Source organism: Bradyrhizobium sp. 14AA (assembly GCF_054185205.1).
This window is the reverse complement of sequence record NZ_JAVAYM010000027.1, coordinates 39,668-52,820: the sequence shown is the minus strand read 5'-3', so window position 1 is coordinate 52,820 and position 13,153 is coordinate 39,668. Positions and strand designations below refer to the sequence as shown.

General features: G+C 65.2%; 11 protein-coding genes. 1 reads left to right on the top strand and 10 read right to left on the bottom strand.

The features are described from left to right. Nucleotides 1–89 precede the first annotated feature (89 nt). The 10 genes from RAD15_RS35710 to RAD15_RS35665 form a co-directional block, all read right to left on the bottom strand. On the bottom strand, nt 90–1,127 hold the full coding sequence (locus RAD15_RS35710; RefSeq protein ID WP_458183491.1) for an amino acid ABC transporter substrate-binding protein: 1,038 nt from the start codon (nt 1,125–1,127) through the stop codon (nt 90–92). Nucleotides 1,128–1,211: 84 nt separating this feature from the next. Beyond that, a complete protein-coding gene (locus RAD15_RS35705) occupies nt 1,212–1,805 on the bottom strand; it encodes a L,D-transpeptidase (RefSeq protein ID WP_011083844.1) in 594 nt (197 codons plus the stop codon). A 423-nt stretch (nt 1,806–2,228) separates the two neighbouring features. Then, a complete protein-coding gene (locus RAD15_RS35700) occupies nt 2,229–3,203 on the bottom strand; it encodes a hypothetical protein (RefSeq protein ID WP_458183404.1) in 975 nt (324 codons plus the stop codon). Between the two features lie 85 nt (nt 3,204–3,288). Next, nucleotides 3,289–3,852, bottom strand: coding sequence for a redoxin domain-containing protein (locus RAD15_RS35695; protein ID WP_458183403.1), 564 nt, complete (start codon nt 3,850–3,852; stop codon nt 3,289–3,291). Between the two features lie 31 nt (nt 3,853–3,883). Then, nucleotides 3,884–4,582, bottom strand: a complete 699-nt coding sequence (locus RAD15_RS35690) for a cytochrome c biogenesis CcdA family protein (protein ID WP_458183402.1) — start codon at nt 4,580–4,582, stop codon at nt 3,884–3,886. Between the two features lie 314 nt (nt 4,583–4,896). Further along, entirely contained in the window at nt 4,897–5,508 is a 612-nt protein-coding gene (locus RAD15_RS35685; protein ID WP_458183401.1) for a sigma-70 family RNA polymerase sigma factor, read from the bottom strand. Between the two features lie 426 nt (nt 5,509–5,934). Then, nucleotides 5,935–6,672: a response regulator gene (locus RAD15_RS35680; protein ID WP_458183400.1), complete on the bottom strand. Its 738-nt coding sequence runs from the start codon at nt 6,670–6,672 to the stop codon at nt 5,935–5,937. A gap of 24 nt (nt 6,673–6,696) precedes the next feature. Then, nucleotides 6,697–8,442, bottom strand: a complete 1,746-nt coding sequence (locus RAD15_RS35675) for an ATP-binding response regulator (RefSeq protein ID WP_458183399.1) — start codon at nt 8,440–8,442, stop codon at nt 6,697–6,699. Continuing rightward, nucleotides 8,412–10,442, bottom strand: coding sequence for an ATP-binding protein (locus tag RAD15_RS35670; protein WP_458183490.1), 2,031 nt, complete (start codon nt 10,440–10,442; stop codon nt 8,412–8,414). Before RAD15_RS35670 ends, RAD15_RS35675 begins: the two co-directional genes overlap by 31 nt. A 54-nt stretch (nt 10,443–10,496) precedes the next feature. Then, a complete protein-coding gene (locus RAD15_RS35665) occupies nt 10,497–11,492 on the bottom strand; it encodes a TRAP transporter substrate-binding protein (protein ID WP_458183398.1) in 996 nt (331 codons plus the stop codon). A gap of 290 nt (nt 11,493–11,782) precedes the next feature. On the opposite strand from RAD15_RS35665, the gene ugpB reads away from it, so the two are divergent. After that, nucleotides 11,783–13,108 carry a sn-glycerol-3-phosphate ABC transporter substrate-binding protein UgpB gene (ugpB, locus tag RAD15_RS35660; RefSeq protein WP_458183397.1) on the top strand — a complete coding sequence of 442 codons (1,326 nt, stop codon included), beginning with the start codon at nt 11,783–11,785 and terminating at the stop codon, nt 13,106–13,108. The last annotated feature ends 45 nt before the right edge of the window (nt 13,109–13,153 follow it).

Here is a 13,153-nt window from a genome sequence, read left to right as displayed (position 1 = left end):
AAGACTCGGAGTTGCTAGCTTGCGCTACAACTCCTCTCGGTGGTTATGGGTCCCGGCTTTCGCCGGGACGACACCAGAGAGAGACCGCCTTACCGCATCGGCGGTGCGTACTGCACGCCGCCCGCGTTCCACAGCTGGTTCATGCCGCGCGGGATCTTCAGCTTCGACTTCTCGCCGATGTTGCGCTCGTACATCTCGCCGTAATTGCCGACGGTGCGGATGATGCGGACGACCCAGTCCTTGGTGAGGCCGAGCTGCTCGCCGTAATTGCCCTCGGTGCCGACCAGGCGCATCACTTCCGGCTTCTTCGATTTCAGGGCCTCGTCGATGTTCTCCGAGGAGACGCCGAGCTCCTCCGCGTTGATCATCGCATAGAGCGTCCACTTCACGATCATCATCCAGTCGTCGTCGCGCTGGCGCACGACGGGGGCGAGCGGCTCCTTGGAGATCATGTCCGGCAGGATCATGTGGTCGCCGGGCTTGCCGAGGTTCAGCCTGAGCGCATAGAGCTGGGAGACGTCGGCGGAGAGTGTATCGCACTTGCCGGTGTCGTAGGCTTTCACGACGTCGTCCAGCTTGTCGAACTTCACCTCTTCATACTTCATGTTGTTGGCACGGAAGTAATCGGCGACGTTGAGCGCAGTCGTGGTCCCGGTTTGCACGCAGACCTTGCTGCCGGTCAGGTCCAGCGAGGTCTCCTTGTTGCGCGCGCGCGGCAGCATGAAGCCTGCGCCGTCGTAATAGGCGACCGCCGGGAAATAGAGGTCGTAGTCGAGCTCGCGTGCCATGCTCCAGGTCGAGTTGCGCGAGAGGATGTCGACCTTGCGGCTCTGCAGCTCCTTGAAGCGCTCGCTGGCGTCGAGCGCGACGAACTTCGCCTTGCTCGGGTCGTTGAAGATCGCAGCCGCCACCGCGCGGCAGAAATCGACGTCGAAGCCGGTCCAGTTGCCCTTGTCGTCGGGAATCGAGAAGCCCGGCAGGCCCTTGTTGACGCCGCACAGCACCTCGCCGCGGCGCACAGTGCGCTTCAGGGTGCGGGTGTCGTAGAATTCATAGATGACGGCGAGGACGCCGACCAGCACGGCAACTGCGAGCCCGATCAGCAGGCCGCCTCGAAAAGTGCGCATCATGTTGCTCTCTCGAAAAATCGGGAAAAGGAATTTGGACGGAGGCGGGGGAGCATGATCAGTGCGACCATGCTCGAATAGGCCTTAGAGCTCGGGCTTCTGCCGGATGACCACCTTGGTGCCAACAGGGACGCGATCGTAGAGATCGGCGACGTCATTGTTGACGAGACGGAAGCAGCCCGAGGACACCTTGGTGCCAATCGTGTCAGGGCGGTTGGTGCCGTGGATGCGGTAGACGGTGGTGCCGAGATACATGGCGCGGGCGCCGAGCGGGTTGCCGGGGCCGCCGGCCATGAAGCGCGGCAGATAGGGCTGGCGCTGGATCATCTCCGGCGGCGGCGTCCAGTCCGGCCACTCCTTCTTGTTGGTGATGTTCACCAGGCCCTGCCACTGGAAACCGTCGCGGCCGACGCCGATGCCGTAGCGGATCGCGCGCCCGCCCGGCTGCACCAGATAGAGGTGGCGCTCTGCGGTCGAGATGATGATGGTGCCCGGCGTCTCGGTGGTGCGGAAGTAGACCACCTGCTTCTGCCATTCCGGCTCGAGCTGGTAGGCGTCGTCGGCGACCAGACCCGGCTCGTCGCCGCGGTCAGGCTGCTGCGCGATGGCCTGCGGTGCGGACAGGATCAGGCCGATCGTGGCCACAAACATCCCGGTCAGGCGACGAAAATCCGTCATTTCAAGCTCTCCCCACTGCCACTGCGCAAATCATTCAACCGCCATCAAATCTCAGGGGCAAGTTCATGGCAAGTTGATGGCGCGCCCGGCTGATATGTCACGAGAATGCTTTGGTTTTTTGACGAGGCCGGGCAATGCCACAAACAGGGGATGGCGCGAAAAGCCTAGATCGTCGCCAAGGCGGTACTGCGCTCCCTCTGACGGACTTCCCTGGTGGCGGCCTGAGCGCGCGCCTCGTCCTTCGAGACGACCGCTTCCAGCGGTCTCAGGATGAGGCTAAGACGCACGGTGCCCGCTGAAAGTGCCGCCACGCCACCATCCTCATCCTGAGGGCCCGCCGCAGGCGGGTGTCTCGAAGGATGGCTGCAGACGACTTGTCAGCTTCTCTTCAAATGCGGCCGCGCCGTCGCAAGCGGCGGAGAGCTAGATCTTGTTGCTCTCCGCCCCGATTCCGAGCCGCCGCACGATTTCGGCCCCCACGGCCCGGGCCTCGGGCCGCGAGCCGATGCGGGGGCTGCGAAACCGTCGCCCCGAGCGCAATCGGATCGTGACGATGCAGTGCTCGTCCTCGGACCGGCCGCGGCGCTCGACGGTGATCGTCTTCACGTCGTGCCCCTCGATATGGTCGGCGCGCGGGCTACCGTCGCCCCACAGGCGTTCGACGCGGATGTCGCCCTCGCCGATCACCCAGAAGGCGCCGGTCACGAGGTTGGCGTATCGGTGCACGGCGAACGCGGCGAGCGCGCCAACCGGCAGCAGCAGGATGTCGACATGGCTCGGCGACAGGCCGCGCCAGAGCTTGTATGCGTAGGGAACGGCGCACAGCGCGACCGCGATCAGCGACACGATCCGGATGTCTCTTGTCGAAAACGCCTCGAGCGGCTCGCCGAGATGCATCTCGGGATTGCTGGCATCGAGCGGATTGACGGGATCCTCGACATTGGGGACGTCGAACTGCGCCGCGATCCGGGCCACGGTGTCGCGAACATGGGTGACGTCGGAGATCGGCGGGGACGTCAGGCGCTCCCCCGAGGCCAGCGTGAAGACGAGCTGAAAGCGGGCCTTCACCCGCTTGCTGCCGGGAACCTGTAATCCGCTGATGTCGTCCTTCGCGATGACCCGCGTGCGAAGCTTTCCGAACGGGCTTTGTTGCCCGATCAAGATCTCGTTCGCCGTGATGATCCACACCACCGCCGGTGCCAGCATGATGCCGGCGACGAACCCCGCGCCCACCAGCAGCGCGACCACCGATATGATCACTTCCAGGGTGTCGTGCGTGAACAGGCCGGGCGTGAAGCAAAGCGCGACGGCCGCCGCAAAGCCGGACATGACCAGCCGCTGCGCGATCGAGGCGCCTTCGCGAAGGCGAATGTCGTTATTGGTGGTTGCGTCGTCCATTGCGGGCGGCTGAATTTCGTCGGCGCGAACCTCCACGGACGGGTCCGTGGAGTCAAGCAACAACGAAGGCCGCGGCCATCCGGCATCAGCTGTTGGCGTTCAGCAGCTTGGCCACCGTGCGGTCGATCTCGTCGTAGCGGCCTTCGCCGGCGTGCTGGAACACGATTCTGCCGGTCTGGTCGATGATGTATTGCGCCGGCCAATACTGGTTGCGGTAGGCCTTCCAGGTCTTGGAATCATTGTCCTGCGCCACCGGATAGGTGATGCCGTGGCGCTTCAGCGCGGCCTGGACGTTGGCGGCCGAGCGCTCGAACGGGAATTCCGGCGTGTGCACGCCGACCACGACGAGGCCCTTGTCCTTGTACTTGGCGTAGAGGTCGGTCACGTGCGGCAGCGTGTTGACGCAGTTGACGCAGCCATAGGTCCAGAAATCGACCAGCACGACCTTGCCGCGGAGGTCGGCGATATTGAGCGGTTTCGAGTTGAACCAATTGTTGATGCCGGTGAAGTCTGGTGCGGTGTCCTGGCTTGCGGCGGCGGTGACGATAGGCGCGGCGCGGACGGCCTCGTCGCAGATGCCGGGGATGACGGCGCCGGTGACGGTGAAGCCGATCAATGCGGCGGCCACAGCGAGCAGTTTGAAAGTCATGGAATCGTCCTCCGGGTGAAATGCGCGATGATCACAGGCCGATCTGGCCGGTGGGGTAGAAGCCGGTGAGCCACGCCACGATCAGCGTGTCGTATTGGAAATAGGCGGCGACCGCGAAGCCGATCACGACGACACCAAAGCCCTGCTGCAGCCGCGGCGAGATCCGCGCGAGGCTGCGCACGCGCGTGGTTGCCGCCTGTCCGCCATAGGCGATCGCCAGCATCGGAATCGCCGCGCCGATCGCGTAGGCGATCAGCAGCGTGCCGGCCCAGCTGGCGTTGTTCGATGTCGCGACCAGCGTCAGGATCGAGCCGAGCACGGGCCCCGCACAGGGTGTCCAGACCAGGCCGAGCGTGGTGCCGAGTAAGAGGCCGCCGAGCGCGCCCTCGCGCTGCGTGGCGCTGGAATTGCCGAGATCGAGCCAGCCATTGAGCCGGATCGACAGCCATTCGAACGGCGCCGGCCACAGCATCAACAGGCCGAAGCCGAGCAGCAGGATCGAGGCGGCCTCGCGCAGCACGTTCGGATCGAAGTCGAACAGCCGTGTGATCGCGCCCAGCAGCAGCGCGGTCGCCGAGAACGAGACGACGAAGCCGAGCGCGATCATCGCAGGCCGCAGATGTCCCGCGCGCCCGATCGAGGCGCCGAGCAGGATCGGCAGCATCGGCAACGTGCAGGGCGCGGCGATGGTGAGGACACCGGCAAGGACGGCGAAGAGAAGTTCGAGCATCGGGCCACTCGTGATGGGGGTCACGAGGGCAGTTCGCGCGGGATGCGCCGGACGTTACGCGGTGTCACGCCTTCGTGACGGGGCGAAATTTGCAGTGGTCGTCATGCCCCCAAATACAAAACGACCCGGAGGGGGGCATCCCGTCCGGGTCGTTGGAGGTCTTGGGAGGTTTAACGAAACCGTATCTGAGCTTTATAGGGGGGAAGTTTTTCCGCCTGATGTTGTGCTTTGTTTCAATTGTTTCGTCGGCGGTAACACTTCCGTGTCCGGGATGGGGCCAAGGCGCAGTCCTATCCAATTGAAATCCTTAGCTTTCAGGCGGCGAAGCGATCGACGCCGCAGCCCTTAAGCAATTCGGCCAATTGCTTGCGGGCGTAGAACATCCGGGTCTTCACCGTGCTCTGGGGGATGCCGATGATCCGACCGACCTCCTCCACCGACTTCTCGTGGTAGTAGACGAGGGTGATGATCTCGCGATGCGCGGGCGACAGCTTCTGCACGCAGGCACGCAGGATCGCGCTGGTGTCGCTGCGGTCGAGCGAAGCCTCGGGCGTATCGGAACCATCCGGAATCTCGCGCACGTCTTCCTGGTCGATATCCTCGAAGCGCCGCTGGCGCATCGCGGTCAGCGCCTTGAAACGAGCGATCGAGAGCAGCCAGGTCGAAACCTGCGAACGGCCCTGGAACTGGCCGGCGGTGCGCCACACGTCGAGGAACACCTGGCTGACCAGGTCTTCCGCCGTGGTGGCGTCGCGCACGATGCGCAGGATGAAGCGGTACACCCGCACATTGTGCCGGCAATAGAGGATGTGCATCGACGTCCGGTTGCCGTCGGCAATGCTTTCGAGAAGCATGTCGTCCGAGGTCGCCTGAGCGGCAACGATGCTCTGGCTGGCTTGGGCGTTGATGGCGATGACGTTCGGCATTGACCTGGCTCCCCGTAGCGCCGCAACCGAGCGGCGTTTCCTTGGACCAAAGTGTTAATCAGCCAACGTTTCGGGACGTCTGCACCAAAAGCGGAAAATGGTTTCGTGCGCCGCCAAATTGTTTCGTCCGAAGGGGGGCGACGAAACAGTCGGGGTAAAAAAGCGTGGAATTTCAATATACGGAAAATACGGGGGTGGGGATTTGGCGGGGCAGGAACGAATTTCCGGGCCTTGCGTTCGGTCGCGCCACGCCCATCGCCGTCGTCCCGGATCGATGCCCCGGGGGGACAGTCGTAGGGTGGGCAAAGGCGCGAAGCGCCGTGCCCACGATCTTCCGCAAGTGTGGAGAGAACGGTGGGCACGCTGCGCTTTGCCCACCCTACGGCACTGCGCCGGGACGACAGCTGTATTTGCCGCGCGCGCGGCTTACGCCTTCTCGCCCGACGGCGAGAACAGATAGCCGCCGCCGCGGATGGTGCGGATCACGGCGGGCTTGGCGGGATCGGGCTCGATCTTGCGGCGGATGCGCATGATGCGCAAATCCACCGCGCGGTCGAAGGCTTCGGCGTCGCGCGCATTGGCGAGTTCGAGCAGCCGCTCGCGCGACAGCACGCGCTTCGGATTGGCCGCGAACACCTTGAGCAGCCCGAATTCGGATGCGGTCAGCGGATGCTCGTTACCTTCATCGTCGCGCAAGGCCTGGGCTTCGAGGTCGAGCCATTTGGTGCCGAAGCGCACCAGCTGCTCCTTGTCCGATTTCGCCGACGCCCCGTCCGCCGCCACCGCCTTCACCGGCGTGCTCCGCCGCAGCACCGAGCGGATGCGCGCCATCAATTCGCGCAGCTCGCACGGCTTGGCCACGTAATCGTCGGCGCCGAGCTCTAACCCCACGACGCGGTCGATCGGGCTGGCCGTCGCCGTGAGCATGATCACCGGCACGTTGATGCGGCTCTTGAGGTCGCGGATGATCGAGAGGCCGTCTTCCTCGGGCATGTTGAGGTCGAGCACGACGAGATCGGGCATGCCGCCCTGGATCGCGGTGCGCAAGCTCTTGCCGCCGTCGCACAGCGTCACTGTGAAGCCGTGCATCTTGAGGTAATCGCCGACCATCTCCCGGGCCGGGGCCTCGTCGTCGACGATCATGATGTGCTGGCTTTGGGTCATATCACTCAGATCTCGGTACTCGAATCACGGCATCTCTGTCGCGGGCAGGGTGATGGTGAAGGTCGAGCCCTTGCCGGGGCCGTCGCTGTCGGCGGTCACCTCGCCGCCGTGCATGTCGATAATACGCTTGACGATGGAAAGCCCAAGCCCCGTCGAGCTCTCGCCCGCGGTCGGTTTGGCCGACAGCCGCTGAAACCGGCCGAACAGGCGGCCGAGGTCCTCCGGCGATAGGCCGGCGCCCTCGTCGCTGACGCGGACGATGGTGTCGCCGCTCTCGTGGCTGACGGCCACGTCGATCCTGCCGCCGATCGGCGAGTATTTGATGGCGTTGCTGATCAAATTGTCGATCGCTTCGCGGATGCGGTCGGTGTCGCACATGGTGACGATGTTGGGCGGCGCGGCGACGCTGATCGCCTGCTGCTTGTTGACCGCGAGCGGCTGGTTGGCCTCGGTGACCTCTTTCACCAGGGCGGCGACGTCGACCGGCTCGCGGCGGATGGTGATGTCGAAGGCATCGGCCATCGCGTCCGAGATCAAATGGTCGACCATCGTGGTCAGGCGCTTGGTGGCGTCGCGGATGTGATCGACCTGGGCGACCACGCCGCTTTCCGATGCGCCGGTCGAGATCAGCTCCTTCAGCATCTCGGTGCGGCCGAGGATGACGCCGAGCGGGTTCTTCAGATCGTGCGCGACGGTGCCCAGGATCTCGTTCTTGAAGCCGTTGGCGCGCTGCAGCCGCAGCCATTGCGCCGACAGGCGGCGGTTGGCCTGCATCAGGGCGCGGGTGCGCTGGGCGACGCGGTCTTCCAGCTGGGTGTTGGCGGCCTGTAGCTGCTGATAGAGGATGACGTTGTCGAACGCGATCGAGAGCCGGCTGGAGAAGATCTCGACCAGTGAGCGGTCGGTCTCCGACAGGTCGCGCTCGGCCTGGAGCAGCACCACGACCTCGCGGCCGCTTCCGGTGCGCAAGTAAATCACGCTGCGGTGGTCGGCGAATTCGTTCTTGCGGCGCTGGAACGCGGCCTCCACAAGCGCGCGCAGATCGGGGTCGAGCGCGCGCGAGGAGGTCGTGCCGATGAAGCGGCTGTAGCAGCCGCTGCCGGCGAGCACGGAGAGTTCGGGGTCGATGCCGCCATTGTCGCGCAGGACCAGTATACCGGCGCAATCGACGTTGAGCAGCGAGGCAAGCTGGGTCAGCACGCCCTCGGCGAGCCGCTGCATCGACTTGAAGTCGTACAGCGTCGACGCCGCATCGATGATGATCTCGAGCCCGCGCCGCGTCTGCACCATGCGCTCGAGTTGCTGATAGGAGCGCAGCGCCGCGGTCAGCGAGGTGAACAGCTTGTCGGCGGTGAGCTCAGTCTTGGCCTTGTAGTCGTTGATGTCGTACTGCACGATCACGCGCCGCTCGGGCGCCTGGCCGGGCTGGCCGGTGCGCAGGATGATGCGCACGGTCTCGTTCTTGATCTCGTTGCGGATGAACTCGACCAGCTCGAGGCCGGCGACGTCGGTCTCCATGATGACGTCGAGCAGCACGGCGGCGATGTCGCCGTGCTCGGCCATCAGCTTGCGGCCTTCCGCCGCCGAATAGGCCGAGAGGATCTCCAGGCCCTGGCCGTTCAGGCTGTAGTCGGACAGCGCGAAGCGCGTGCCGTCATGCACGGCCGGATCGTCGTCGATGACGGCGATTTTCCATTTCCGGGCGTCCGTATCCTCCGACGCGGTACCGGTGTCGTCGATCAGGTGGAGGACATCGTCCTGTTCGGCCATTGAGAAGTCCCGTCAGTCTCTGTGCTTTGCGCGCCGCCCTTGGCGACCCGGGGCATGATAATGCGAAAAGTAGTGCCTTGTCCCAGCTTGGATTCCAGCATCATGCGACCGCCGAGCTGCTGGGTGACGAGGTTATAGACGATATGCAGCCCGAGTCCCGTACCACCTTCATTGCGCCGGGTGGTAAAGAATGGGTCAAAGGCCTGGCGCTGCACGTCCGGGGTCATGCCGGCCCCGTCATCGGTGAAGATGATCTCGATGTCCTCGGTCCCGCGCGGCCGCGCCGAGATGGTGATGGTGCCGGCACGCCCGTCGGCGAAGGCGTGGTTGGCGGCGTTGAGGAAGAGGTTGGTCAGGATCTGGCCATAGGAGCCGGGATAGCCGTCGAGCAGCAGCCCCTCGGGCACGTCGACCTGGAGCGTGATCGGCGAGCGCTTCAGCACCGGGCGCAGGCTGGCGATGATCTGGTCGGTGGCTTCGCTCAGTGAGAACTGCCGCCGCTCGGCATGGGAGCGGTCGACGGCGACCTGCTTGAACGACTGGATCAGCTCGCCGGCGCGCTGGAGGTTGGCGACCAGCTGCTGCGAGGCATCGCGCGAGGACTGCACGAACTCTTCCAGCTGCGAGCGGCGCAGGCCGCCCTCGCCCTTGAGCTGGGCCTCGAAGATCTCGCTGCGCCGGGCAAAACTCGAAGCAACGGTGAGACTGATGCCGATCGGGTTGTTGACTTCGTGCGCGACGCCGGCGACGAGACCGCCGAGCGCTGCCAGCCGTTCGGCGTCGATCAGGTTCTGCTGCGCGGTGTTGAGCTCGAGCAGCGCGCTCTCGGCCTTCTCCTTGGAGGCGCGCAGCTCGTCCTCGGTCTCACGCTTGGCGATCGCGTTCTCGCGGAACACTTCCACCGCGCGTGCCATGGCGCCGACCTCGTCGCGTGCCTTGGTGCCCTGCACCTCGCGGTCGAGGTCGCCGAGGGTGATCGCGCGCATCGCCGCCATGATCTGCTGCAGCGGCAGCCGGATCGACAGCGCGATCATCACGCCGGCGGTGAGGATGATGCCGAGGAAGATCACCGCGATGGAGAGCACACGGCGGGAAATATCCGCCAGCGTGCGGTCGAAGGTCTCCTGCGCCTTCTGCTCGCGCCGGCGCATCTTGGTGGAGAGGTCGTCGATGGCGCCGATCGCCTCGGCCTGGCTGGCGTCGATGGTATTGCGCAGGAGCTCGGTGCGGCTCGTCAGCTGCTCGGAGAGCTTTGCAAAACCCTCGCGCAGCGCGGCGGTGCGGGCCCCGAGCCGCTGCAGCGCCATGCGCTGGAGGTCGTTGTCGGCGAGGTCGATCATCACGGGGATGGTCTTCTCGATCGTCTCGGTGTGGCGGCGCGCGTCGTCGGCCGCACCCGGCGACAGCGACAGATAGTAGGAATTTGCCGCGACCAGCATCGCGGTGAACGCCTCGCGGGATTTGCCGAGCGAAGGCCAGATCAGCGCGTCGCGGTGGCCGGTGGCGCCCTCGATGATGGAGTAGAGGCCGGCCATGTCCCTGGCCGGTCCCTGCACCTGGTCCTCGTAGGTCTTTGCGATGGTGGCCTGCACGCTGCGCAGCTCGCCGAACCCGTTGAGGAAGCGGTCGGTGGTGCGCTCCAGCTCCTCGACCGAACCCGACAGCATGGGGTCCTTGGCGGCGCGGTTGGTCAGCGTGCCCAGCACCGCCTCGCGCAGCAGCAGGATCTCGGCGAACAGGTCCGGGCTCGGCTGGTTGATGTAGCGGTGGATGAGATTATGCAGCCGCCCGGTCTCGCTCTCGAGCAGCGCCAGGATGCGGTCGGATTCGCGCACCTGGCGCACGTCGTCCCAGGCCGAGCCCAGCACCTGCGAGCCGTTCCAGATCAGCGCCACCAGCACCACCACGACGGCGGAGTTCAGCGCCGCGATCGACAGGATGCGCCAGCGGATCGGCACGGCCCGGAGCACGCCGACGAGCCGGGCGCGCAGCCGCCCGATCGGGCCGGGCGTCCGGTCTGCGTGCTCGCTATGTCCAGACGCGGGCAACGAGGCTCACTCCACCTTGCGAATGCGTTCGATCAGGGCGGCCGCGGCGGGGTCCTGGCCGGCCTTGGCGTAGATCGCGGCCATGGCGTCCTCGAACGGCTTGCGGTCGATGTCCCTGACGATGGTGACGCCCGCCGCCCGCGCTTTAAGCTGCGACTGCTCCTCGAGGTCGCGCCACTTCTCGCGCATGAACCGGCTGGAGCGCTGCGCGGCCTCCTTGAAGATCGTCTGATCGTCCGCCGAGAGGCTCCGCCAGGCCTTCAGCGAGATCACCAGCACCTCGGGGCTCATGGTATGCTCGGTGAGTGTGTAGTGGCCGGCATGCTTGTAATGGTCCGTCGTCACGAAAGACGGCCAGTTGTTCTCGGCGCCGTCGATCAGGTGGTTGGCAAGCCCGGTGAGCACCTGCCCATAGGGCAGCTCGACCGGTTCGGCACCGAGCGAGCGGATCATCTGGCTCATCAACTCCGACTGCTGCACCCGGATCCGCATTCCCCTGAGATCCGCGATACTCTTCACGGGCCGGACGCCGTTGTAGATCGACCGCGCCCCGGAATCGTAGAAGGCGAGTCCGACGAAGCCGTAGGGCTCGAAGCTGCCGAGGATCTCGCTGCCGATCGGCCCGTCCAGCACCTTCTGCATGTGCTCGATGGACCGGAACAGGAACGGCATGGCGAGCACGTTCATCGCCGGAACGAAGTTGCCGATCAGGGCGACATTGGTCCGGTTGAGGTCGATCGCGCCGGCCCGGGTCTGTTCGATGGTCTCCTTCTCCTCGCCGAGCTGGCGGGAGTGGAATACCTTGACCTCGTGCCGGCCACCGGTGCGTTCGGCGATCAGGGCGCCCATGTAGCGCAGCGCCTGCACGGTTGGGTAATCCTCGGTCTGGGTGTCGGCGGCGCGGAATTCGCGCGCAACGGCGCCCGTCGCGCAGAGCGCGAGCAAAAGCGCGACGAAAACCACCCCGGTCCGCGAGAGTTCGGCACGGCTCAACACTGGCACACTCAACCCCTCAGTGGTGGAGTCTATGGCGGGAGCAAAAGGTTCAACGCAATCTAAAGCGTTTTCAAGCGAAGTGGATACCGGCTCGCGTAAAGAAACGCGTCAAATTAAGAATCTGGCGCCCCGTTCCGATCGGAACGGGGCTCGAGCAGATTAAGGGAAGGCCATCCCGCCCGGCGCGGTGGCGTGATTGTGCGGCGCGGCCGGCGCTCATTCCCGGTTGAAACCGCAAATGCCGCGCCTTAAGCAGGGGCAGCCGTCTTTGGTCGTGCGACACGGGAAGAGCCATCGTGAGATCAGCATTGCGCCTTTTGCAGCTCGCCGCCGCTCTCGCGGCTCTCGCATCGGCGGCGCCGGTGCGGGCCGCCACCGACATCGCATGGTGGCACGCCATGTCGGGCGAGCTTGGCCGGCAATTGGAAAAGCTCGCCGCCGACTTCAACGCCTCGCAGTCCGATTACCGCATCGTGCCTGCTTACAAGGGCAACTACACCGAGACCGTGACGGCGGCGATCTTCGCCTTCCGCTCGCGCAGCCAGCCCGCGATCGTCCAGGTCAACGAGGTCGCCACCGCCACCATGACCGCGGCCAAGGGCGCGATCTATCCGGTGTTCAGTCTGATGCGGGACCAAGGCGAGCCGTTCTCGCTCAACGATTACCTGCCCGCGGTCTCCGGCTATTACACCGACGCAGCCGGCAATCTCTTGTCGTTCCCGTTCAATTCGTCGACGCCGATCCTCTATTACAACAAGACCATGTTCCGCGATGCCGGCCTCGATCCGGAGACGCCGCCGAAGACCTGGCCCGAGCTTGGCGCCGCGGCAAAGCGTCTGCGCGACCGCGGTGCGGCTTGCGGCTTCACCACGTCCTGGCCGTCCTGGATTCATGTCGAGAATTTCTCCGCCTTTCACAATCTGCCGCTCGCGACGCGGACCAACGGCTTTGCGGGTCTCGATTCCGAGCTGACCATCAACAATCCCGTCGTCGTCAAGCACATCGCCCAGCTCAGCGAGTGGCGAAAGACAAAGCTGTTCGACTATGGCGGCCGCGGGCAATCGGCCGAGCCGCGCTTCCAGAACGGCGAATGCGGCATCTTCATCGGCTCCTCGGCGACGCGGGCCGATATCAGGGCGAATTCGAAATTCGAGATCGGCTACGGCATGATGCCGTATTGGCCCGACGTGAAGGATGCCCCGCAGAACTCGATCATCGGCGGCGCCACGCTCTGGGTGCTGCGCGACCGCCCGCGCGAGGAATACAAGGGCGTCGCCCGCTTCTTCGCCTATCTGTCGCAGCCGGGCGTGCAGGCCGCCTGGCACCAGAACACCGGCTATTTGCCTGTGACCCGCGCCGCCTTCGAGCTGACGCGCGCGCAAGGCTTCTACGAGCGCAATCCGGGCTCGGCGATCTCGTTCGAGGAGATCACGCTGCATCCGCCGACGGAGAATTCGAAGGGCGTCCGGCTCGGCTCCTTCGTGCTGATCCGCGGCGCGATCGAGGACGAGCTGGAGCAGGCCTTTAACGGCCAGAAGAGCGCGCAAGCCGCACTCGATTCCGCGGTCGAGCGCGGCAACAAGCTGCTGCGCCAGTTCGAGCGCGCAAGTCCGGAGCGGTAGTGCGGATGGAAGTTTGGCGATGGTTGGAGCGCGAGACCTTTCCAC

Excerpts from the sequence above, each read along its gene's own strand:
- RAD15_RS35710 (WP_458183491.1), bottom strand. The coding sequence starts at position 1,127 with ATGCGCACTTTTCGAGGCGGCCTGCTGATCGGGCTCGCAGTTGCCGTG.
- RAD15_RS35705 (WP_011083844.1), bottom strand. The coding sequence starts at position 1,805 with ATGACGGATTTTCGTCGCCTGACCGGGATGTTTGTGGCCACGATCGGC.
- RAD15_RS35700 (WP_458183404.1), bottom strand. The coding sequence starts at position 3,203 with ATGGACGACGCAACCACCAATAACGACATTCGCCTTCGCGAAGGCGCC.
- RAD15_RS35695 (WP_458183403.1), bottom strand. The coding sequence starts at position 3,852 with ATGACTTTCAAACTGCTCGCTGTGGCCGCCGCATTGATCGGCTTCACC.
- RAD15_RS35690 (WP_458183402.1), bottom strand. The coding sequence starts at position 4,582 with ATGCTCGAACTTCTCTTCGCCGTCCTTGCCGGTGTCCTCACCATCGCC.
- RAD15_RS35685 (WP_458183401.1), bottom strand. The coding sequence starts at position 5,508 with ATGCCGAACGTCATCGCCATCAACGCCCAAGCCAGCCAGAGCATCGTT.
- RAD15_RS35680 (WP_458183400.1), bottom strand. The coding sequence starts at position 6,672 with ATGACCCAAAGCCAGCACATCATGATCGTCGACGACGAGGCCCCGGCC.
- RAD15_RS35675 (WP_458183399.1), bottom strand. The coding sequence starts at position 8,442 with ATGGCCGAACAGGACGATGTCCTCCACCTGATCGACGACACCGGTACC.